The sequence below is a fragment of the Halorubrum salipaludis genome, assembly GCF_002286985.1.
In the GTDB taxonomy this organism is placed as follows: Archaea; Halobacteriota; Halobacteria; order Halobacteriales; family Haloferacaceae; genus Halorubrum; species Halorubrum salipaludis.
Genome location: NZ_NSKC01000009.1, coordinates 47,541 through 69,139, shown reverse-complemented (window position 1 = coordinate 69,139; position 21,599 = coordinate 47,541). Strand labels below are relative to the sequence as shown.

The window sequence follows — 21,599 nt, the reverse complement described above, 5'->3', positions numbered from 1 at the left end:
GCCCCCGGACACCGATCGATCATGCGCGCACTCGGGGGCGGCCTCGACTCGCTGGCCCGTCAGACATCCGTCCCGGCGGCGACGTGCGAGCCGACCGGGACGATCCACTCCGTCGAACCGCTGAGCCTCGGCGTGTTCCTGCTCGTCGGGCTCCTCGGGGGCGCCCACTGCCTCGGGATGTGCGGGCCACTGGTCTCGACGTACGCCGACCGGATGCGGGCCGACGCCGCGGGCGGTGACGGCGGCCGAGGGCGGGCCGCGCGGGCCGGCGGTCGAGACGATCTCACCGTGCGACAGGTGCGCCAACACGCGCTGTTCAACTTCGGGCGAACGGCGAGTTACGCCGCGCTCGGCGGACTGTTCGGCCTCGCGGGGAGCCTCGCGTTCGTCACCGCGCGGACGGTGACAACGGTCGCCGACGACGTCCGCGCGCTCACGGGCATCGTCGTCGGTGCGGTCGTCATCGCGATCGGCGTGCGGTACGCACTCCGACTGGAGCTCCGGCGTATTCCGGTTCCCGGGATCGAGGCCGCCTCGGGGGTCGTCACCCGGCGGATCGTCCCGCGCGTCGACGCGTGGGTCGGTGACTGGCGGATCGTCGGGCTCGGCGCCGCGCACGGGCTCTTACCGTGTCCCCTGTTGTACCCGGCGTTCCTGTACGCATTCGTGCAGGGGAACGCGCTCGGCGGCGCCGCCGCACTCGCCGCGCTCGGGCTCGGCACCGTGCCGGCGCTGTTCCTCTTCGGGACCGTGTTCGGGTCCGTGAGCGTCGACACCCGGATGCGCCTCCACCGCGCGCTGGGCGTCGCCTTCGTCGCACTCGGATACGTCCCGCTCCAGCACGGCCTCGCGACGCTCGGGGTCCCGCTGCCGCACCCGCCGATCCCGTACTACTCGCCCTTATAAACACCCGTCCACTCCGGATCGCTGGGCGAGTCGTTCGACGCCCGCACCAGACCGGTTATGCGCCCGCAAGCCGTCGGTTTCGGCATGCAACGGCGAGCGTTTCTCGGCGGGATCGCCGCGGCGACGACGGGCGCGACTGCCGGGTGTACCTCCGCGTTCGGCGGCGGCCCGGAGGGCGTCGTGCTCGGTCCGCAGGAGGACCAGATCGCGGACAGCGGGGACCTCGCGTACCCCGCGTACGGCGAGCCGCTCCCGGCGTTCGAACTGCGGGACCCGATCGCCGGGATCGCCGTCGACAGCGAGGCCGTCGAGCGGACCGCGATCGTGACCGGTGTCTTCACCTCCTGTCCCGCGGAGTGCGGGATCCTCCTCCGGCGGCTCGTCGGGGTGCAGCGGCGCGTCGCCGACGCGGGGCTGACCGATGAGACGCTTTTCCTCCCGATCACGTTCGACCCCGAGCGCGACGACGAGGCGGCGCTTCGGGACAACGCCGAGTCGACCGGCGTCGACCTCGACGCGGGCAACTGGCACTACCTCCGGCCGGAGACCCGGGAGCGAGCGAAAGCCGTCGTGGGGGACCGACTCGGAATCGGGTTCGAGCGCACGACCGAGAGCGACCGGCTGCAGGGGTACGACTTCACGCACGTCGTCGTCACCCTGCTCGTCAACCCGGACGGCGTCGTCGAGCGAGCCTACCGAGGCGAACGGATCGACCGCGACCGCGTCGCCGGCGATATCGAGACGGTCGTCGAGGCGTTCGCCGGGGAGTGAGCCGGGGAGATACGTCGGAGGCGAGTCGAGGGCGAGTCTCCGGGAAAGCACACCGGGGAAACGCACATGCCGCCCTGGCGCGTACGGTCCCGACAGTGAACGTCGATATTCTGCTGTACGACGGGTTCGACGAGCTCGACGGGATCGGGCCGTACGAGGTGTTCGACTACGCGCTCGGCTACGCCGCGGAAGACGAGAAGGATGAATCGGGCGACGCCGATCCTGCCGACCGACCGGGCCGCGTCCGGTACGTCACGCTCGACGAGCGCGAGCGGGTGACCGCGAGCCACGGGACCCGCGTCGGGATCGACGGCGTGCTTCCGGACCCGAACGGAGGGGGAGCGCCCGACCTGCTCGTCGTTCCCGGCGGCGGCTGGACCGCGCGCGACGAGGACGCGAGCGCGTGGGCCGAGGCGCAGAAGGGGGATGTGCCGCGCGCGCTCGGCGAGTACCACGCCGCCGGCGTCCGGACCGCCGCGGTGTGTACCGGGGCGATGCTCCTCGCGGAGGCGGGCGTCACCGACGGGCGGCGCGCGGTCACCCACGCCTCCGCGATCGACGAGCTCCGCCAGTCGGGCGCGACGGTCGTGGACGCGCGGGTCGTCGACGACGGCGACCTACTCACCGCGGGCGGGGTGACCTCCGGGATCGACCTCGCCCTCTACCTCGTCCAGCGCGAGTTCGGCGAGGAGATCGCCGACCGCGTCGCGACCGTCATCGAGTACGAGCGTCGGTACGAGGTGGCCGGCGAGGAGTGAGCGGGGAGGAATCGGGCGCCGAACGCCGAGAGTTCGACGTGCCGAGTCAGTCGCCCGCGCTGTCCTCCGGTAGGGGCGCGGTGTCGCCGGCGTCCTCGCCGGCCTCGTTGGTCGTGGTCTCGCCGTCGGCCTCGACCGTGATCACGGTGCAGTCGAGCTCGTCGCGGAGATACGCGTCGATGTCCGGATCGGAGAGGAGCTTCTGGACCATCCGCCGCCAGCGGCCGGCCTGCTTCGAGCCGATGACGACCACGTCCGCCCCCTCGGCGACGATCTCCTCGAGGATGGTCTCCTCGACGAGGAACCCCCGGCGGACGACGTACCGCGCGCGGTCCAGCCGGCCGATCCGCTGCTCGACGGCGCGTTTCAGGTCGCTGCGGGAGACGCCGCCCGAGTTCTGATAGAGGTCGACGTGGAAGACGGTGAGGTCGGCGTCCCGCTCCTCGGCGACGCGGACGGCCTCTCGCAGTGTCGCCTCGGAGTGCGACGACGGCGGGAACCGGACCGGCACCACGACGAGAGTCATGTCGGAGACGTAGCAGGCGGGGCGTAAATACGCTGTCGGTGCGAGTGCTCGATCTGAGAATCGGGGCGCCGGATCCGCCCGAATTCGGCGGTTCGGCCCCAGATTCTTTGAACTCGCCGCCGTATCGTCGCGTACATGTACGGCACGACCCCGATCCCCGCGGGCGGCAGCGAGGCGTCGCTCGCGGCCGCCGACCTCTCGGCGGCACGACCGAACGCGTCCCCCGCGACGCGCCGGCGGCGGTCGTCTCCGTGCCCGCCTCGGGGTGACCGGCCGTTGCGATGACCGACCGCTCCGACGGGGGCTCCGCCGCGGCGTCACCTGCGGAGGAGATCGCCGCCGACACGGAACACGGCGCCTCGCACCTCTCGGTCCGGGCGCTCGAAGCCCTCCGCGACCGGGCGGCGGCGCTCGCCGCGGAACGCGAGGGCGGCGGGTCGACCGCCGCGTCCCCCGACGAGGAGTTCGAGGCCCTCGCCGCGCTCGCCCGGCGGCTGCTCGCTGCGCGGCCGTCGATGGCGGTCCTCCGGAACCGCGTGAACCGGACGATGACGGCCGCCCTCGACGAGGCCGGGGGAGCGCCGGTCGACGCGCCGACCCTTCGGGACGCCGCCGCCGACGCGATCGACCGCGCGCTCGCGGCCGACGCCGCGGCCGCCGCCTCGGCGGCCGATCGGATCTCGGGACCGATGCTGACGCTCTCGCGGTCCGGCACAGTCGGGGCGGCGATCCGAGACGGCGACCCCTCCCGGGTGTTCGTCGCCGAGTCGCGGCCGGCCCGCGAGGGAGTCGCCGTCGCGGAGTCGCTGGCCGCGGACGACGCGGTCGACTGCCCGGTGGTCGTCCACACCGACGCGGCCGTGGCACACGTGCTCGCCACGGAGCCGGTCGACCGGGTCGTGGTCGGCGCGGACACGGTCCTGCCCACCGGAGCCGTCGTGAACAAGACGGGGACCCGGACGGCGGCGCTCGCCGCGGAACGCGAGGGGATCCCCGTCACCGTCGTGGCGGCGACCGACAAGGTGGCGACGCGCGATCGCGCCGTCTCGGAGACCGGCGACCAGTCGGCGGTGTACGACGACGACACACCGATCGAGGTGCGGAACCCGACGTTCGACGTGACGCCGGCGGACCTCGTCGACGAGGTCGTCACTGAGCGGGGGGCGCTCGACGCGGACGGGATCGAGGCGGTCGCCGCGGAGCTGCGGGCGGCCGCGGCGTGGACGGAGCGGTAGGGGTGAGCGGCACGGATCGTGCGACTTTCCTGATCGCAGAGCGGCCGAGGCACCGCGAGAATCGGGGGAGAGATAGATACGACCGGTCAGTTTACCTAGCCCGCTTTGCCGGATCATGGTTCCGGATCTGATACATAACTCTGAAAAGGATTGATGAGATGGCCGACATATGGGCGAAATATCTAACTGGCGCAGCAAGAGGGTTCTCCGCAAATACCATGTTGAAAAGGGTTGGAGCGCCGAGGAGATAGCAGAAGAAGCGGGCGTTTCACCGGCCTTAATCACGGATTATCTGAACAATCGGGACTTGCTAAACGCGAGTTCAACTTCCAGCACGGAACGCAAACGGGGAGATCAAAAGAAGGAGGAGAAACAAGAGACGCATACCTGTCCGGAGTGCGGAGACGAATTTGATTCAGTCGATGACTGGTCGGATCATCACCAATCCGAACACTACAGCTGGGACGTACACGAGATGCAACAGCCGGAATAGGAATTATTGACAACGTGGCCGCTTGTCCTAGCGATTTTCCCTCAACTCTATCTGCCTAACGGCCGAAGGGATGTCTCGCTTCCACACCTGATCGAGCGTCGTCGGGTACGGCGCCGCGCGCTCGATCGCGTCATCGAGAGCGACCTGCAGACCGATACGCCCGAAGTCCGCGATACGTGTCCGGCAGTGGGACCGGATCGAGGTGAGCTGAACGTGGCTAATGCCACACGGAGACGTGATGTATCGCAATGGCGCCCTCCGGTCAACGCCTGTCGCTCGCGGGTGTGAAGAACCAGTCCGCACTCCCCGAATTGAACGCCGGAAGCCGATCGCCTCGCGTCGCTCGGCGCTGCGTCTTCCGAGCCACCGTTCGCTCCCCTCACGAGGACGAGGAACAAGTCGATCTACGGTCGACTGCGATTCAACGAGAAAACCAGTCCGCCCTCCCCGAATTGAACGGGGGACAAGTCGATCTACAGTCGACTGCTCTACCAGGCTGAGCTAAGGGCGGTTACCGAAACGTAGCCGCTGGATCGGACTTAAGGGTTCCCTTTCAGCAGCGGTGTGATCCCGAGTACCGCAGGCCCGTGTCGGCGCTCGGGACGCGGCCGCCGCCGTCGACGGCGCGGGGCGTTTATGTCGCTCGGCGCAGGAGCGACGGGTATGAGCGACGGCGACGACCGACAGGCGACGTTCGGGTCGGACGGGAGCTTGGAGACCGACACGACGCCGGACGCGACCGGCGAGAACGACTTCGGCGAGGAGAAGGAGGCCAACGAGACCGACGGCGGATACAGCCGGTACGTCGTCTCCAGCCTCCTCCAGAAGGCGGTGCGCCGCTCCGACGAGGAGGTCGCCGCGTGGGCCGCGTGGGAGCTGGCCCGCTCCGGCTACGCGTGGAACCTCTGGGACCGACTCAACCTCTACGTCGTCGAGGACCTCCGCGCGGGCAGCGACGTGGCCCTCACGATCGAGCGGTACGAGGAGCTCGCCACCGAGCGCTGGGAGCCCGCCGAGTGGAAGGGGCGGATCTGCGCGATCCACGCCGCGCTGGCCGCCGCCCGCGCCCGCTCGACCCGCGAGGCCTCGAACGCCGACGCCTACTTCTCCGCCGTCGCCGAGGTCCGGGCCGAGGCCCGCGAGCGCGGCGAGGAGCCCGCCCACGACTTCCCCGTCGGCGACCTCGAACCGGAGGGGCCGTTCGACGCGGTCTTCGACGGCCACACCGGCGAGGGCGCGCGGCGGGACCGCGGGACGCGCTTCTTCAAGACCCACGGCGCCCGCGTCGGCCCGGAGGGTGAGAACGACCAGAGCGCGCGCTGGCAGCGCCTCGCGATGCTCCTCGACGACGAGACGGACTACTCGGCCGAGGAGCTCGACCGCGCCGTCGAGCCGGTGGACCCCGAGAATCCGTGGGACGACGGCGGCCCGGACGGCGACGGGGGGTCGGACGACGAGCGCGACGCCTCCGGAGACGGCGACGACTCCGAGCAGGAGAGCGATTCGGACGCCGAGCGCGACGGCTCCGAATCCGAGCGTCACGGCTCGCTGTCCGACTTTTCGGAGTGACGCCGTAGTTCGGCGCCGACGCCTCTTACCTTCGCCCGCCGCGCCGCGTCGCCAGTCCCGCGACGGCGACGATCGCGACGACGGCCGCGACGCCGCCGAAGCCGGGCGCGCCGTCCTCGGATCCGGTCTCCCTATCGGCACTCCCGTTCGTCTCCCCCTCGTTCGTCGAGTCCGCCTCGGGCGGGGTCGCTTCCACCGCCGCCCCGACCGCGGCCGGCGCGTCGACCACGCCGTGCCCGTACCGGTCGTCCGGTTCCGTGGCGTTCGTCGGATGGACCGCGGTGTCGACGATCGCGGCCTGGAGGTCGGCGTCGTCGACCCGGCCGTCGGTCGCCGCGACAGCGAGCGCCGCGATCCCGCTCACGTGCGGTGCGGCCATGCTGGTCCCCTGCCTGCGGACGTAGCCGTTCCTCGTTCCCGCCTCGGCGCTGACGACGCCGACGCCGGGCGCGGCCACGTCGGGGACCACGTAGCGCTCCGGCCACTCCTCCGGGTAGGTCTCGAACGCCGCGGAGGCGTTGATCGGCTGGCCGCTGGAGAACGCGGCGACGGCGCGATCCTCGTCGACCGCGCCGACCGCGAGCGCGTCGTACACGTTGGCCGGTCCCGACGAGGTGTTCGCGCCCTCGTTGCCGGCGGCGGCGACGACGACCGCACCCGTCGCGCGGGCATTGCGCACTGGACGGATGAACCCGCGGAAGGTCCCGGAGGAGCCGAGGCTCAGCTGGAGCACGTCGGCGTCGCTCTCGGTCGTCGCGTACTCCATCGCGCCGATCACGGCCGCGAACGTCGCGGTGTCGTTCTCGCCGAACGCGTCGAGTCCGACCAGGTCGGCCTCGGGCGCGACGCCGATGTGGGTCCCCGAGGCGTCCCCGCCGGCCACCGTTCCGGCGACGTGCGTGCCGTGGCCGTCGGGGTCGCTTGCGTCCTCGAGGTCGTCGCTCACGACGGTCCCGTTGTCGTCGAACGAGGCCCATCCCGAGAGGTCGACGTCGCGGTGGCCCGGGTCGATGCCGGTGTCGATCACCGCGACGGTGGCGCCCGCCCCACGGGTGTCGAACCGCTCCCACGCGGTCGGGGCGCCGACGAGCCGCAGGCCGGCGGTGTACGACCCGGACGGCTCCGCGTCGATCTGGAGTCGCGGCGTCTGCGGTCGGTGGTTCTGCGACGGCGGCGTCCGCGGTCCCGGCGTTCTGCTCGACCGAGCCGACGCGCGGAGCGGTTCGACCGCGACGTTCCGGTGCACGTCGGTGACGTTCGCGACCGACAGCAGCGACGCCGCCGTCACCTCGTCGGCGTCGACGGTCACGAGCATCGCGTTCGCCAGCCAGAACTCCCGTTCGACGGTCACGCCCGCGCGCGAGTCGGCGAACGCCTCGAACGCCGCCTGCTCGGCGGCGGCGTGCTCGCGGAGGTCCGCGACCGCGGCGGAGACGTTCCCGTCCGGCTCGCCGAGCGCGTCCGGGTCCTCGACCGGGGTGAACCGGACGATCACCTGAGTCGTTCCGTTGGCGTCGTCGAGAGGGGTCGTCGCGGCCGCGGCGTCGTGGGTTCCCGCACCCGCAGCCGCCCCCGCGGCCCCTCCGTCGGCCGCGACGGCGACTCCGGACAGCGCGGCGACGAGGGCCAGGGAGAAAACGAGGACGCCGACGGCGACACAGCACGGGCGGAGCGCCCGGACGAACCGGGGGACGCGGACGGCACGGGCGGCGCTGGCCGCGTCGGTCCCGGGGGAGGCCGACGCGCGGGCGGCGGTCATACCTACACCACCGGCGGCGAGCGCAAATACCTTCGGCCGGATGGACGCCGGCAGAGAGCGCCGCCGGAGGGTTGCCGGCGGAGAGGGCCGGCGGAGAGGGCCGGAAAGGGCGCCGAGGAGAGTTGCCGGCGGAGAGGGCCGGAAAGGGCGCCGAGGAGAGTTGCCGGCGGAGGGCGCCGGAGAGGGCACGTCGGCGGAGTGGTGCCCGCGACTCCTCGGCCGACGCGCCGATCCCCGCTTTCGCCAGCTCTTATGAACGTGCGCTTATTATACACGCGTATGGCAGACGTAGCAATCGTCGGCGGCGGACCGGCAGGGCTCAGCGCGGGACTGTTCGCGGGCAAGAACGGGCTCGACGCCGTCCTGTTCGACACCGACAAGACCTGGATGCATAAGGCGCACCTGTTCAACTACCCCGGGATCGGCTCGGTCGGCGGCAGCGAGTTCCTCGCGACCGCCCGCCAGCAGGCGGACGACTTCGGCGTCGACCGGAAGCAGGGCGAGGAGGTCACCGCGGTCGAGGCGTCCGGCGACGGGTTCGTCGTGACCACCGAGGCCGGCGAGTACGAGGCCGACTACGTGGTGCTGGCGACCGGCGCGAGCCGCGACCTCGCCGAGTCGCTCGGCTGCGAGTTCGACGGCGACCTCGTCGACGTCGGCGTCTCGATGGAGACGAGCGTCGAGGGCGCCTACGCGACCGGCGCGATGGTCCGCGCCGAGGAGTGGCAGGCGGTCATCTCGGCCGGCGACGGCGCCGCCGCGGCCCTCAACATCCTCTCGAACGAGAAGGGCGAGCACTACCACGACTTCGACGTGCCCGACACCGCGACCTCCGTGTTCGGCGGCCTGATCGACGACGAATAGGGCTCGAGGATCGTGGGGCAGTTTTCTTAGAAACGAGCGTAAGAGCGTCTCGCGGCGCCTCAAACGCGGCGGCCGCGACCGGTCCCTATCGGCCGACGCCGACCACATCGCTGTCGGTCGGATTCGTCCCGCCGTACCGCTCGACGAAGCCGTCGAGTTCCGTCGGATCGTCGGCTCCCGGTAGCCGTTCGTCGGCGGTCTCGCAGGGCTCGTCGACGCCGAGGCGCTCGCAGACGCGGTCGGCCGTCACCTCGGCCATCTCGCGGTAGGTGGTGAGCTTCCCGCCGACCACGCTGAAGAGGTTCGAGACGCCGTCGTCCGCGTGGTCGATCAGGGTGAAGCCGCGCGAGATCCCGCGCCGGTCCGACCCCGCCTCGTCCGGGGCGTACAGCGGACGGACTCCCCACCACCGCCTGACCTCCGGGGCCTCGGCGACGGCCGGGAGCATCGCCGCGCACTCCGCGACCGAGCGTTCGACCTCCCAGTCGGCGGTCTCGTACTCGTCCGGATCGTCGACGGGGACGCTCGTCGTGCCGAGCACGACCTCGCCGTCGTGGGGGACGACGATGTCGCCGTCGTCGGGGTCGCGACACCGGTTCAACACCGGGCCGAGCCCCTCGTGTTCGACGGAGACCATCACGCCGCGGCTCGGCGCCATGCCGACTTCGACCCCGGCCATGTCGGCGATCCGGTCGGCCCACGCCCCGGTCGCGTTGACGACGTGCTCCGGTTCGAGCGTCGCGTCGAGGTCGCCGCCGACGCGGACGCGGGTCACGCCACCGGGACTCTCGCCGTCACCGACCTCGATCGATTCGACCGGCGCGTGCGGGTGCACGGCGGCACCGTGTCGCTCGGCGTCGGCCGCGTTCGCGGCGACGAGCCTGGACGGGTAGATCACGCCGTCGGGCACCCGGAACGCCTCGGCGACGTCGTCTGCGAGGCCGGGGACTAACTCGCGGGCCGCACCGCCGTCGAGCCGCTCGGTATCGATGCCGATCGACTCACAGGCCGCCAACTTTTCCTCGAAGTAGTCGGGATCGTCGTCGGACAGCCGGACGAACAGCCCGCCCGTCTCGCGCACGCACTCGCCGGCGATGGATCGGAGCGTTCGGTTCTCTCTCAGGCACTCCTCGGCGCCCGCCGCGTCGCTCTCGGCGTATCGGGCTCCGCTGTGAAGCAGCCCGTGCGAGCGACCGGAGGTCCCGCCCGCGAGCCCGCCCCGATCGACGAGGATCACGTCGACGCCGCGGAGCGCGAGATCACGGGTAACGCCGGCCCCGGTCGCCCCGCCGCCGATCACGAGCACGGTGGGCTCGTCGCTCACCGGCGATCACCTCGGAGACCGGCGGACCGAAACCCGAGGGATCGAAGCCCGGAGGAACGGTTGTCACGAGCCCGTACGCTGCTGTTCGGGTGGGTTCGGCGCCTCATGTGAAACGGTACGGTTACCCGCACTTGACGCTGCCGCCGCCGGCGATCAGAGGCCCCGGAACACGTGCGCTGTAGCCCACCCCGACGGGTGTGCCCGACGGATCGGTGACCTCCCCCCGACGGATCGGTGACGTCCGTTCGGTACTGTTACCGCGAATCCCCCGCCGACGCCGGACACGTGTCCACGCCGAGCAGCGCGTAGAGTCCGCAGGTTCCGGTCGCGGCGGTGCCGAGCATGAGAAGGGCGGCGATCCCGAGCACGGGCGCGGCGAGCGCGGGCAGCGGGACCGCCCCGCCGAGCGTCGCGAGCGAGGCGATCCCGAGGACCGCTCCGAGGGCCGTCCTGACGCGCTTGTCCGTCGAACCGACGTTCTGGTTCATACGTTACAATACTACACACAAGCGTAAATACGTTCCTATGGCCGGGAAACGTTGAAGTCGATACGCCCGTCGTTTCGATCGGATGTCCGACACTGACGACGCCGACGTGCTCCGCGAGCTCGCCTCCCTCCCGACGATCGCGAGCCCGCGGGCGTCCCCGGACGGCGAGACGATCGCCCTCTACTACGACGTGACCGGCCGCAACGAGCTTCACCTCCTCGATCCCGCGGACGGGTCCGTCGAGCAGCTGAGCGACGGCGAGGTCCCGCGTTCGGTGCGCGCCGGGTTCGAGTGGGACCCCGCCGGCGACCGCCTCTTTTATCACCGCGACGAGGACGGCGACGAGCAGCACGACGTGTGGGCGATGTCGCTCGACGGCGAGACCGAGCCGGTCGTCGAGATGGACGGCCAGATCTACCTGCTCGACGTGGGCGAGGCCGGCGAGACGCTGCTGTTCTGCTCGAACCGCGACGGGCAGATGAACCTCTACCGGCACGACCTGCCGAGCGGCGAGACGACGAAGCTCACCGACCACGAGCGCGCCGCCGGGTCGGGCCACCTCTCGCCGGCGGGCGACCGGGTCGCGTACTCGACGAACGAGACCGACGCGTACGAGAACAGCGACGTCTACGTCGCCGACATCGACGGTTCGAACGCCCGGAACCTCGAGATCGGCGAGAGGGGCGCCGAGGCGCGCCCCGTCGACTGGGGCCCGGACGGCGACCGACTGCTCGTGAGCGACAACACCACCGACCTCGGGCGGAGCGGGATCGTCGACCTCTCCGGGGGGGTCGACGGCGAGACGGGCGACGACGCTGCGGTCGACGTGACCTGGTTCGGCGGCGACGAGTTCGAGGAGTCGCCGAGCCACTTCCTCGAAGGCGGCGACCGCTTCGTCGCGAGCCGGACGCGCGGCGCCGTGACGGTCCCGATTGTCTACGACGCCGAGACGGGGGAGGCGCGCGAGCTCGACTTCCCGGCCGGCGTCGCCAGCGTGACGGAGGGGCGGCTGTCCGACGACCGCCTGCTTGCCTACCGGACCACGTCGAGCGAGCGGCCGGAGCTGGTCGCGTACGACCTCGCGAGCGACGCGACGGAGACGGTGCTCGACGCGGAGTACGGCCCCTTCGATCCGGACGACTTCGTCGAGCCCGAGGTCGTGACGTTCGAGTCGGACGGGGTTCCCGAGACCCCGGCGCGCGCGGTCGACCACGACCCCTACGAGACGTTCGAGATCGAGGGGCTGCTGTTCGACTCCGGGCGACGGCCCTCGCCGCTGATCGTCAACCCCCACGGGGGCCCGCGGCACCACGACAGCAGGCGCTTCAGCTACCGCGTGCAGTTCCTGCTCTCGCGCGGGTACTCCGTGCTGCAGGCGAACTACCGCGGCTCCACGGGGCGCGGCCGCGAGTTCGTCGAGGAGCTGTACGACGACTGGGGCGGCGCCGAGCAGGGCGACGTGGCGGTCGGCGCCGAACGCGTCCTCGACGCGTACGACTGGCTCGACGAGGACCGCGTCGTCGTGTACGGCGGCTCCTACGGGGGGTACTCCGCGAACTGGCAGCTGGTCCAGTACCCCGACCTGTACGCCGCCGGGATCACGTGGGTCGGCGTGAGCGACCTCTTCGACATGTACGAGAACACGATGCCCCACTTCCGGACGGAGCTCATGGTGAAGAACCTCGGGGAGCCCGACGAGAACGAGGCGATCTACCGCGAGCGCAGCCCCGTGAACTACGTCGAAAACATCGACGCGCCGCTCCTGATCGTCCACGGCGTCAACGACCCGCGGGTGCCCGTCTCGCAGGCCAGGATCCTCCGCGACGCCCTCGACGACGCCGGCTTCGAGGAGGGCGTCGACTACGAGTACGAGGAGCTCGGCGAGGAGGGCCACGGCTCCGGCGACATCGACCAGAAGATCCGGTCGCTGGAGCTGCTCGACGACTTCCTCGACCGGCGGATCGGGGCCGAGCGCACCGCGGTCGCGTCGCTGGACGACTGAGTCGGTGGTCGCGTCGCTGGACGACTGAGTCGGCGATCGCCGGCGGGACACCGAGCGCCGCCGAATCCCACGCTCGACGCCGAATCCCACACTCGCCGCTCCCCCGCTGTCGACCGCGAGACTCGAGGTCGGCTACGCGCACGCGCTCGCCCCCTATCTTATTTATCGTGGCTCTCCACGCTCCGATCACACCCGTCTCATGAGCCGGTCCCCAGACGCGATCCGCGTCCTCCACGTCGACGACGACCCGCAGCTCGCGGAGCTGGCCGCGACGTACCTCGAACGCGAGGACGACCGGATCGACGTCGAGACCGCGACGAACGCGAGCGAGGGACTGGACCGCGTCGGCGACGGCGACGTCGACTGCGTGGTCTCCGACTACGACATGCCCGGGAACAACGGGATCGAGTTCCTCGAGGCCGTCCGCGAGGATCGACCGGAGCTCCCCTTTATCCTCTACACGGGCAAGGGCAGCGAAGAGGTCGCGAGCGACGCGATCGCGTCCGGCGTCACTGACTACCTCCAGAAGGAGAGCGGAACCGGCCAGTACGCCGTCCTCGCGAACCGGATCGCGAACGCGGTCGAGCAGTACCGGACGGGCCAGCGCGCCGCCGAACTCGACCGGATCCGGACGCTCGCCAGCGAGATCAACACGGCGATCGTGCGCGCCGACTCCCGGAACGCGGTCGAGCGCCGGGTCTGCGAGATCATCAGCGACTCCGAGCCCTACCGGTTCGCGTGGATCGGCGAGGTCCACGCCGAGACGGGCCGCATCGAACCCCGGGTGTCCGCGGGCGTCGAGCGCGGCTACCTCGACGGGATCACGATCACGACCGACGAGAGCGCCACCGGACGGGGTCCCGCCGGGACGGCGATACGCGAGCGACGGGTCGCCGTCTCACAGGACATCACCGAGGACGACGACTTCGACCCGTGGGAGTCCGCGGCGGTCGAACGCGGGTTTCGCTCGGTTGCCGCCCTCCCGCTCGAGTATCAGGACACGTTGTACGGCGCGCTCGCCGTCTACGCCGACCGCCCGAACGCCTTCGACGCGACCGAACGCGAACTGCTCGCCGAACTCGGCGACGACATCGCTCACGTCATCCACTCGTTCGAGGTCCGCGAGAGCCTCCGCGAGGAGCGCGACTTCGTCGACCAAGCGCTCGACTCGCTCACCGACGTCTTCTACGTGATCGATACCGACGGGACGTTCCGGCGCTGGAACGATCACCTCGTCGAGGCCGTCGGCTACTCGGACGAGGCGATCGAGGGCATGCGCGCGACGGAGCTGTTCCCCGAAGACGAGCGAGACCGGATCCGCGCCGCGATGGAGGAGACGCTCACCACCGGCGAGGCGGCCGTCGAATCCGTGGTGCTGACGGCGGGCGGCGAGCGCGTCCCCTACGAGTTCGCGGGGTCGAGCCTCACGGACCGCGACGGCGAACTGGTCGGAATCATCGGGATCGGGCGGGACCTCACGGAGCGCAAACGGCGCGAGCGACGGCTCTCGCGGCTCGTCGACAACCTGCCGGGAATGGTGTATCGGTGCGCGAACGAGCCCGGGTGGCCGATGGAGGACGTCAGGGGAGAGGTGACGGAGCTGACGGGGTATCGACCCTCGGAGTTGGAGGACGACGAGAGCGTGTACGGCGAGCGCGTCATCCACCCCGAGGACCGGGAGGCGGTGTGGGAGTCGATACAGAAGGCGATCGAGCGGCGCGAGCCGTTCGAGATCACCTACCGGATCCGCACCAGGGACGGCGAAGCGAAGTGGGTGTGGGAGCGGGGTCGGGCGACGTACGACGACGGCGGCGAGGCGGTGGCGCTGGAGGGGTTCGTGACGGACGTCACCGACCACGAACACCACAGGCGGGCCATCGACGCGTTACACGAGACCGTCCGGTCGGTCATGCGGGCCGAGACGGCCGAGCGGGCCGTCGAAATCAGTATCGACACCGTCCACGACGTCCTCGACATGCCGGCGAGCGCGGTACACCTCCACGACGAGGACGAGGATAAACTGGTTCCGGTCGCGTGGACGGACATGACCGAGGAGCTCGTCGGTGAACCACCGGTGTTCGAACTCGGAGAGGGGCTCGCCGGAGAGGCGTTCGAGTCGGGGGAACCGGTGATTTACGGCGACATCTCGGAGGTTTCAGAGCCGTTCAACCCGGACACGCCGGTCCGCAGCGAGATCATCCTCCCGCTCGGCGACCACGGCGTCCTCCTGATCGGGTCGACCGAACCCGGCGCGTTCGACGACGTGGACGTGTCGCTCGCGGAGACCGTCGCCGCGCACACGACGACCGCGCTCGATCGCATCGAGCGCGAGCGCGAACTCGAACGGCAGAACGAGCAGCTCGACGAGTTCGCCAGCATCGTCTCGCACGACCTCCGGAACCCCTTGAACGCGGCCGAGGGGTATCTCGACCTGTTCCGCTCCGACCGCGACGACGAGCACCTAGACGCGGTGGCGAGGGCCCACGACCGGATCGGGGCGCTCATCGACGACCTGCTGGAACTGGCGCGCGAGGGCGCGGAGGTGACCGACGCGGAGCCGGTCGATCTGGCCCGGCTCGTCGAGGACTGCTGGGAGAACGTGGACACCGGCTCGGCGACGCTCGTCGTCGACGCCGAGTCCGCGGTTCTGGCCGATCGGAGCCGGCTCGCACAGCTGTTAGAGAACCTGATCCGGAACAGCGTGGAACACAGTTCCACTGGCAGCCGGGCGACCCCCGGCGACAGCGTCGAGCACGGCTCGACTGGCACCCGGACGGAGTCCGGCGACAGCGTGGAACACGGCGACGACGACGTGACGATCACGGTCGGCGACCTGGACGACGGGTTCTACGTCGCGGACGACGGCCCCGGAATCCCGGAGGCCGACCGCGAGCGGATCTTCGAGTCCGGCTACTCGACGCGCGAGGACGGGACGGGGTTCGGTCTCGCGATCGTCAAGGAGGTCGCCGACGCGCACGGCTGCGACGTCCGGGTCACCGAGAGCGAGGCCGGCGGAGCGCGCTTCGAGATCACCGGGTTCGAACGCGCCGGGTAGCCGGAACGCGACCGGCTCCGTCCGTCGCCGTCGAAAAGCATCGGGGAGCGGTGTCTCAACGGTGCGTCACGGTCGCCGACGCGAGCGGGCCGCCTACTCGCCCGTCTCGATCGGCGCGCCGACGAGGTTCCCCCACTCGGTCCACGAGCCGTCGTAGTTGCTGACCTCTTCGTAGCCGAGCAGCTCGTGCAGGAGGAACCACTCGATCGACGAGCGCTCGCCGACGCGGCAGTAGGTGATCGTCGACTCGTCGCCGTCGACGCCGGCGTCCGCGTACAGCTCGCGGAGCTCGTCGGCGCTCTTGAACGTGCCGTCCTCGTTCAGCGTGGTCCCGATCGGGACGTTGCTCGCGCCGGGGATGTGGCCGCCGCGCTGGGCGGTCTCGTTGAGCCCCTCGGGCGCGATGACCTCGCCGGAGAACTCCTCGGGAGAGCGCACGTCGACCATCGGAATCCCGTCCTCGATCGCGTTGTCGATGTCGCCCTTGTAGGCGCGGATGCTCTCGAAGGGACCGCGGGCCTCGTACTCCTGTGCCGGGAAGTCGGGCTCCTCGGTCGAGAGCGGGTAGTCGTTCTCGACCCAGTACCCCTTCCCGCCGTCGATGACGCGCACGTCGTCGTGACCGTAGTACTTGTAGATCCAGTAGCCGAACAGCGCGAACCAGTTGGGAACACGGCCGCCGCCGTACACGACGACGGTCGTGTCCGCGTGGATGCCGCCCTCGCCGTTTCGCTTCGCGAAGTCTTCCTTCGAGACGATGTCGCGCTCCGTCTCGTCGGTGAAGACCTCGTCCCACTCGAAGTTCAACGCGCCGGGGATGTGGCCCTCCTCGTAGGGCGTGTACTCCGACTCGTCGGTCACGGTCGGGTTGTTGATCTCGACGAGCCGGTACGCCGGGTCGTCGCTCTCGAACTGCTCGAGATTCTCTTCCACCCAGTCCGCCGTGACGAGTGCGTCTTCGGACATCACCTCTTGTTACACGCCCAACCGCTTTTGAACCCTCGATATTGGTGGTCCTTGCCGTGGTCTCGGACGCGCTGGGGCGACCGCCCCGGAGTCGCCGGCGCGACCGGGCCGAGACCGATCCCGCTACCGGAGCGCGACCGGGCCGAGACCGATCCCGCTACCGGATCACCGTCACGGGCACGTCGGCCTTGTCGACGACGCTCTTCGCGACGCTGCCGACGACCCGCTCGCGCTCCTCCGAGAGCCCGCGGTGGCCGACGTAGATGGCGTCGACGGCCCCCTCGGCCGCGTACTCCGTGATCGCGTCGGCGGGCCGTCCAGTGAGCAGCTGCGTCTCCACGTCGATCGGCTCGTCGCCGACCGCCTCCTCGGCGACCGTGCGGGCGCCCTCCAGAACCCCCTGTCCCGCCTCGACGGCCGCCTCCTCGCCCGGGAGGATGATCGTCCCGTCGACAAGCTCCGAGTCCGGCGTCAACACGTGGGCGATCTCGAGCGTCTCGTAGAACGCCACCGCCTGTCGCGCCGCGTACCGGACGGCTTCGTCGCTCTCCGTCGATCCGTCGGTCGCAACGAGATAGCTCATACCCGGAGATGGCGCCGGTACCCACATAACTCCTGCCCGGCGTTCCCGGGCCGTGAGTTCGCGGGCCGCGTCCTCGACCGACCCCCGAGTCGCCCCGCAATCCGATCCGCGTCCACCGGCGTTATCACCTCGGCCGACCGTATCCGGAACCGTCGACCGATGCCCTCCGCCGCGCTCCGCGACGTTCGAACGCCTTCCGGGACCGCCGCGTTCCTCCCCGTCCTGCTCGCCAACCTCGTCCCGCTCGTCGGCGTGTTCCGGCTGGGCTGGGACCCCGCGACGCTCGCCGCGGTGTACGCGATCGAGGTCGTGCTGTCGGTCCCGCTCTCGGGCGCGACGGCGCTGTTCGCGGCTCGGCCGCCGCCCGTAGACCGCGAGGGGGGAGTGATCAGCGTGACTGAGGGACCGCTGTCGCGGAAGCGCGGCGCGGTCCGCCCGGCGTCGTGGCTCCCCCCGATATACCCGCGGAACGTCCCGTTCGTCGCGTCGGTCTTCGGCGCGGGCGTCTGGGTCGCGCTCGTCGCGGGCGTCGCGTTCTCGCAGACGTTCGACGTGCCGGCGCTGCTCGGTCGGCCGGCGGTGCTCGCGTCGGCGCTCGCGCTGGTCGCGGGACAGGTCGTCGAGATCGCCCGGGACTACGTCGGCCGCCGGCGATACGCCGAGACCTCGCCGTACGCGGCCGTGGAGACGCCGACGAGGCGCGCGTTCTTCCTCGTGGTCGCCCTGTTCGCGCTCCCCGCGCTCGACGCCGCCGGGGGCGGGGTCGCCGTCGTCGCCGCGCTCGTCGCCGTCAAACTGCTCGTCGAGTGGTCCGGATTCCGGGCGACTCACGGCGACGAGGACTCGGGCGGCGGGATCACCGGCTGGCTCGCCGGGCCGACCGACTCGGCGGAGCCGCCGGCACCGATCGAAGTTCCCGACGCCGAGCCCGACGCCCGGATCCCGGCACACCGCCGGGCCGCCGTCGCCACCGCGGTCCTGAAGACGCTCACCGGAGTCGCACCGATCTACGCGACCGGCTTCCTGATCGCGTGGATCGTCGTTCTCGGCGTGTTCGTTCCCGATGGCGCCGACGGAGCCGTCGCCCTCGGGTCAGGGGTCCTCGTCCTCGCGCTGTACCTCGGCGCGCTCGCCGCGAACGCCGCGGGCTACGCCCTCGCCCGCGCGCCGATCGAGTACCGGCGGTACGGGGACCGGCTGGTCGCGTACGACGCGTGGCTCGACGAGCCGCAGTGGGCGGCCGCGGTCGACCGACTCCGCGACGCGAGGGTGGTCCACACCCGGTTCCCGGACCGCGCGTTCGAGGCGCGGACCGTCTCGCTGACCGCCGGGGTCGGCGACGACGAGACGGAGCGGTTCGTCGGCCCGGTCGCCGACGGCGAGGGGCTCGTCGCCGCGTTCGACCTCCCGGTCCGATCGACCGATCTGCCGCCCATGGACCGCCGGATCGCGGCGGTCGCGGTCGGACTCGGGGGCGCCGTCGCCGCCGCCGGAGTCGCGTGGGTGTTCGGGCCGTGGAGCTCCTCGGCGAACGCCCTGCGGCTCCTCCTCCTGTTGCCGTTCCTCGTCTGGCCGACGCGGCTGCTGTGGCGGCAGGCGTACGCGGAGCCGGAGTGAGCGGAGCTGCTGAAAGGCTCAAAAAACACCGATTTCGCGCAGTCACGCCAAATACGGAACCTGCGGGCGAGTGACAGCGGGAGTGGGTCTTGCGGATTGGCGGCAGCGAAGCAGTATTTAAGCGAGCCGTGAGCGGCAGCGACGATTCCTTATAAACGGCTGTTGCGGTGGCGCGTGCCTGCGAGCGGCCGATAGGCCGCGAGTCAGCACGCGCGAGGGAGTCGCGAGCGGTGCGAGGTGCGAGCAGCGCGAGCACCTCGATGGCGAGCGGCGAAGCCGCGAGCAGCGAGCGACGAGGCTGGGGAGGCGTGAGGCCGCGGCCTGCGGTTGTGGGTGGGGTTCAAAGGGGCAGTCGCTGTGGGCGGCGCAGGCGACGGAAGCACTGGAAGGAGGGAGCGCTAGCGACCGACTGAAGCGCGTGGTTCGAGAGAGCGTAGCTCTCTCGTCATCGCCAGAAATCACCGATTTCTGGCTAGCAGTCAGAACGCAAAGCGTTCTGACGACATCACGAAAGGCGCTTTGCGCCTTTCGAACGACAGCGAGCGTGCGCCGCCCACAGCGACTGGGGCTTTGCAGATCCTCACCGGTGTGCCGTCGATCACTTATAAACAACCGACAGCAACACCGCTCCTCCCCTTATAAACAACCGACTCACCGCAGTGATTCACGTACTCCCGCCATCGATCAGAAGCGTCCTTCGAGGACAGACCTGCTGCGAAATCTCTCCGAGCGCACCGTTACGGCGGAGTCGCGTACGGATCGAACGGCCGCCCGCGATTCACCCGTCCAGCGACCGCGCCACCATCTCGCCCCACCGCTCGAAGCCGTGGCGGTCGTAGAAGGCCTTCGCGCGCTCGTTCTTCGGGTCCACGTCGAGCACGATCCGGTCGAGCGGGAGGTCCTGATCGCCGGCGAGCGCGACGGCGGCGTCCATCAGGTCGTCGGCGACGCCAGTTCCGCGGTGCTCGGGCGCGACGTAGATCTCGTTGACGACGGCCGCGTCCCAGACCATGGCGAGGCGCTCGGGGAGGACGAAGACGTAGCCGACGAGGTCAGCGTCACCGGCGTCGCCCCCACCGTTCCCCTTGCCGCCCCCGTCGACCGCGACCGTCACGCACCGCTCGTCGTCGGCGACGCACCGGTCGACCCACGCGAGCCACCGCTCGCGGTACTCCTCGGTGAGCTTCCCCTCGTAGGCGGCGGCCTTCGCCTCCCCGCCGGTCGATTCTCCGAGCCCCCGCTCGAAGGCAGTCTTGAGGCCGTACAGCGCGTCGGCGTCGGTCTCGGGGTCGTAGGGGCGGAGGTCGGCGGTCATTCGCCGCCGGGATGGTGGTGGCCGTCGTCCGCGGCGACGGCGACCTCACCGTCCTCCCCCTCCAGCACGAACTCCGCGAGCGTGGGGACGAACGTCCCGATGTCGGTGACCATCCCGACCGCCTGCGCGGAGCCGCGATCGAGCAGCTGGGTGACGGTTGCGGGGTTGATGTCGACGCAGACGGTCTTTGTCGTCGACGGGAGGCAGTTCCCGACCGCGACGGAGTGGAGCAGGGTGGCGAGCATCAGCACGATGTCGGCGTCGTGGGCCTGCTCGCGGATGGCGTCCTGCGCCTCCACCGCGTCCGTGATCGTGTCCGGGAGGGGGCCGTCGTCGCGGATCGACCCCGCGAGCACGGTGTCCACGTCGTTTTTCACGCACTGGTACATCACGCCCTCCGTGACGATCCCGTCCTCGACGGCGGCCTCGATCCCGCCCGCGCGGATGATCTCCGAGATGGTCCAGATGTGGTGTTTGTGGCCCTTCCGCGGGTGTTCGAGCGTCTCCACGTCCATTCCGAGCGAGGTGCCGTACAGCGAGCGCTCTAAGTCGTGGGTGGCGAAGCCGTTGCCCGCCGAGAGCGCGTCGACGTAGCCCGCCTCGACCAGCTCCGCGAGCGCGTCGCCCGCCCCCGAGTGGATCACGGCCGGCCCGGCGACAACCATCACGTTCCCGCCGGACTCCGTCACCTCCCGGAGCTCCTCGGCGACCTCGCGGATCGTCGACTCGGAGGGGCGCTCGGAGGAGACGCCGCCCTGCATGAAGCCGAACGCGCCGCCGCCGCTGCGCGGGCGCTCGGGCGGTTTCACGCGAATTCCGGACTGGTCGGTCGCGACGAGGTCGCCCTCCTCGACCGCGTTGAGCACCTTCGTGTACGCGCGGGGGCTCCCGTCGGGGCCGCCGTCGGGGTCGACGATCAGCGCACAGTCCATCTCGATCCGCTCGACCTCGATCCACTCGCCGTCGTACAGCACCTCGGTCGGGTGGTTCGTGGTGGAGTAGAAGTCGGGCGGCACGACCTTGTCGGCGGGCGCCGCGACGAGTTCCACGTCGCTCGGGTCCTCTAACACCGCGCCGTTCTGGTGGAGCTCGTGGAGGATCGCCTGGAGGGTGTCCGGGTCGTCGGCCGAGACCGCCATCCGGCAGTACGACTCCGCCTCCTCGTGGGTCCCCACGTCGAACTGCTCGACGTCGAAGGAGCCGCCCAGATCCATCACCGCGCCGAAACAGCGCTGCATCGTCCCGCTGTCGATGATGTGGCCCTCGATCTCGACGGTGCGTGAGTGGCTCATGGGGTATGCTTTCGCCCCGCGGAGAAACCCGTTTCCCATTCGGCGAACGTCGCGGCGGGTTCTCGGGCACCGCCCA

18 protein-coding genes and 1 tRNA gene are annotated in these 21,599 nt (G+C 70.6%); 10 read left to right on the top strand and 9 right to left on the bottom strand.

Features of this window, described 5'->3' with window-relative positions:
* The first annotated feature begins 21 nt into the window (after window positions 1–21).
* The 3 genes from CK500_RS13435 (at window position 22) to CK500_RS13425 (ending at window position 2,435) form a co-directional block, all read left to right on the top strand.
* The gene (locus CK500_RS13435; RefSeq protein ID WP_095637736.1) at window positions 22–906 is read left to right on the top strand and encodes a sulfite exporter TauE/SafE family protein; all 885 of its coding nucleotides are present in this window, start codon (window positions 22–24) and stop codon (window positions 904–906) included.
* A gap of 84 nt (window positions 907–990) precedes the next feature.
* Complete coding sequence (locus CK500_RS13430; protein ID WP_095637735.1) at window positions 991–1,677, top strand: SCO family protein; 687 nt, start codon at window positions 991–993, stop codon at window positions 1,675–1,677.
* A gap of 95 nt (window positions 1,678–1,772) precedes the next feature.
* Window positions 1,773–2,435, top strand: coding sequence for a DJ-1/PfpI family protein (locus CK500_RS13425; protein WP_095637734.1), 663 nt, complete (start codon window positions 1,773–1,775; stop codon window positions 2,433–2,435).
* Between the two features lie 46 nt (window positions 2,436–2,481).
* Here the strand turns inward: CK500_RS13425 and CK500_RS13420 are convergent, their stop codons facing one another.
* Window positions 2,482–2,961 carry a universal stress protein gene (locus CK500_RS13420; RefSeq protein ID WP_095637733.1) on the bottom strand — a complete coding sequence of 160 codons (480 nt, stop codon included), beginning with the start codon at window positions 2,959–2,961 and terminating at the stop codon, window positions 2,482–2,484.
* A gap of 281 nt (window positions 2,962–3,242) precedes the next feature.
* Here CK500_RS13420 and CK500_RS13415 point away from each other — a divergent pair, with 281 nt between their 5' ends.
* Window positions 3,243–4,196, top strand: coding sequence for a translation initiation factor eIF-2B (locus tag CK500_RS13415; RefSeq protein ID WP_095637732.1), 954 nt, complete (start codon window positions 3,243–3,245; stop codon window positions 4,194–4,196).
* A gap of 169 nt (window positions 4,197–4,365) precedes the next feature.
* Complete coding sequence (locus CK500_RS16910; RefSeq protein ID WP_144049559.1) at window positions 4,366–4,689, top strand: helix-turn-helix domain-containing protein; 324 nt, start codon at window positions 4,366–4,368, stop codon at window positions 4,687–4,689.
* 437 nt (window positions 4,690–5,126) lie between these two features.
* Here the strand turns inward: CK500_RS16910 and CK500_RS13410 are convergent.
* Window positions 5,127–5,200: transfer RNA gene (locus tag CK500_RS13410), tRNA-Tyr, on the bottom strand.
* Window positions 5,201–5,352: 152 nt separating this feature from the next.
* Between CK500_RS13410 and CK500_RS13405 the strand changes: the two genes are divergently transcribed.
* Entirely contained in the window at window positions 5,353–6,258 is a 906-nt protein-coding gene (locus CK500_RS13405; protein ID WP_095637731.1) for a hypothetical protein, read from the top strand.
* Between the two features lie 25 nt (window positions 6,259–6,283).
* Here the strand turns inward: CK500_RS13405 and CK500_RS13400 are convergent, their stop codons facing one another.
* Complete coding sequence (locus CK500_RS13400; protein WP_095637730.1) at window positions 6,284–8,017, bottom strand: S8 family serine peptidase; 1,734 nt, start codon at window positions 8,015–8,017, stop codon at window positions 6,284–6,286.
* Window positions 8,018–8,296: 279 nt separating this feature from the next.
* Here CK500_RS13400 and CK500_RS13395 point away from each other — a divergent pair, with 279 nt between their 5' ends.
* A complete protein-coding gene (locus CK500_RS13395; protein WP_095637729.1) occupies window positions 8,297–8,881 on the top strand; it encodes an NAD(P)/FAD-dependent oxidoreductase in 585 nt (194 codons plus the stop codon).
* A gap of 85 nt (window positions 8,882–8,966) precedes the next feature.
* Here CK500_RS13395 and CK500_RS13390 read toward each other — a convergent pair whose 3' ends face one another.
* Both CK500_RS13390 and CK500_RS13385 read right to left on the bottom strand, forming a co-directional pair.
* Entirely contained in the window at window positions 8,967–10,205 is a 1,239-nt protein-coding gene (locus tag CK500_RS13390; protein ID WP_095637728.1) for an FAD-dependent oxidoreductase, read from the bottom strand.
* A 254-nt stretch (window positions 10,206–10,459) separates the two neighbouring features.
* A complete protein-coding gene (locus CK500_RS13385; RefSeq protein ID WP_095637727.1) occupies window positions 10,460–10,693 on the bottom strand; it encodes a YgaP family membrane protein in 234 nt (77 codons plus the stop codon).
* 82 nt (window positions 10,694–10,775) lie between these two features.
* On the opposite strand from CK500_RS13385, the gene CK500_RS13380 reads away from it, so the two are divergent.
* Together CK500_RS13380 and CK500_RS13375 are read left to right on the top strand one after the other, a co-directional pair.
* Window positions 10,776–12,695: a S9 family peptidase gene (locus tag CK500_RS13380; protein WP_095637726.1), complete on the top strand. Its 1,920-nt coding sequence runs from the start codon at window positions 10,776–10,778 to the stop codon at window positions 12,693–12,695.
* Window positions 12,696–12,894: 199 nt separating this feature from the next.
* Window positions 12,895–15,750 carry a GAF domain-containing protein gene (locus CK500_RS13375; RefSeq protein ID WP_095637725.1) on the top strand — a complete coding sequence of 952 codons (2,856 nt, stop codon included), beginning with the start codon at window positions 12,895–12,897 and terminating at the stop codon, window positions 15,748–15,750.
* A 93-nt stretch (window positions 15,751–15,843) separates the two neighbouring features.
* Here CK500_RS13375 and CK500_RS13370 read toward each other — a convergent pair whose 3' ends face one another.
* Window positions 15,844–16,716, bottom strand: coding sequence for a sulfurtransferase (locus CK500_RS13370; RefSeq protein ID WP_095637724.1), 873 nt, complete (start codon window positions 16,714–16,716; stop codon window positions 15,844–15,846).
* Between the two features lie 157 nt (window positions 16,717–16,873).
* The gene (locus tag CK500_RS13365; protein WP_095637723.1) at window positions 16,874–17,299 is read right to left on the bottom strand and encodes a universal stress protein; all 426 of its coding nucleotides are present in this window, start codon (window positions 17,297–17,299) and stop codon (window positions 16,874–16,876) included.
* 159 nt (window positions 17,300–17,458) lie between these two features.
* On the opposite strand from CK500_RS13365, the gene CK500_RS13360 reads away from it, so the two are divergent.
* On the top strand, window positions 17,459–18,916 hold the full coding sequence (locus CK500_RS13360) for a DUF6498-containing protein (protein WP_095637722.1): 1,458 nt from the start codon (window positions 17,459–17,461) through the stop codon (window positions 18,914–18,916).
* Window positions 18,917–19,694: 778 nt separating this feature from the next.
* On the opposite strand, the gene CK500_RS13355 is transcribed toward CK500_RS13360, so the two are convergent.
* Both CK500_RS13355 and CK500_RS13350 read right to left on the bottom strand, forming a co-directional pair.
* A complete protein-coding gene (locus CK500_RS13355; protein ID WP_095637721.1) occupies window positions 19,695–20,231 on the bottom strand; it encodes a GNAT family N-acetyltransferase in 537 nt (178 codons plus the stop codon).
* Window positions 20,228–21,523 carry an ornithine cyclodeaminase gene (locus CK500_RS13350; RefSeq protein ID WP_095637720.1) on the bottom strand — a complete coding sequence of 432 codons (1,296 nt, stop codon included), beginning with the start codon at window positions 21,521–21,523 and terminating at the stop codon, window positions 20,228–20,230. The genes CK500_RS13355 and CK500_RS13350 overlap by 4 nt, the downstream gene beginning before the upstream one ends.
* Window positions 21,524–21,599 lie beyond the last annotated feature (76 nt).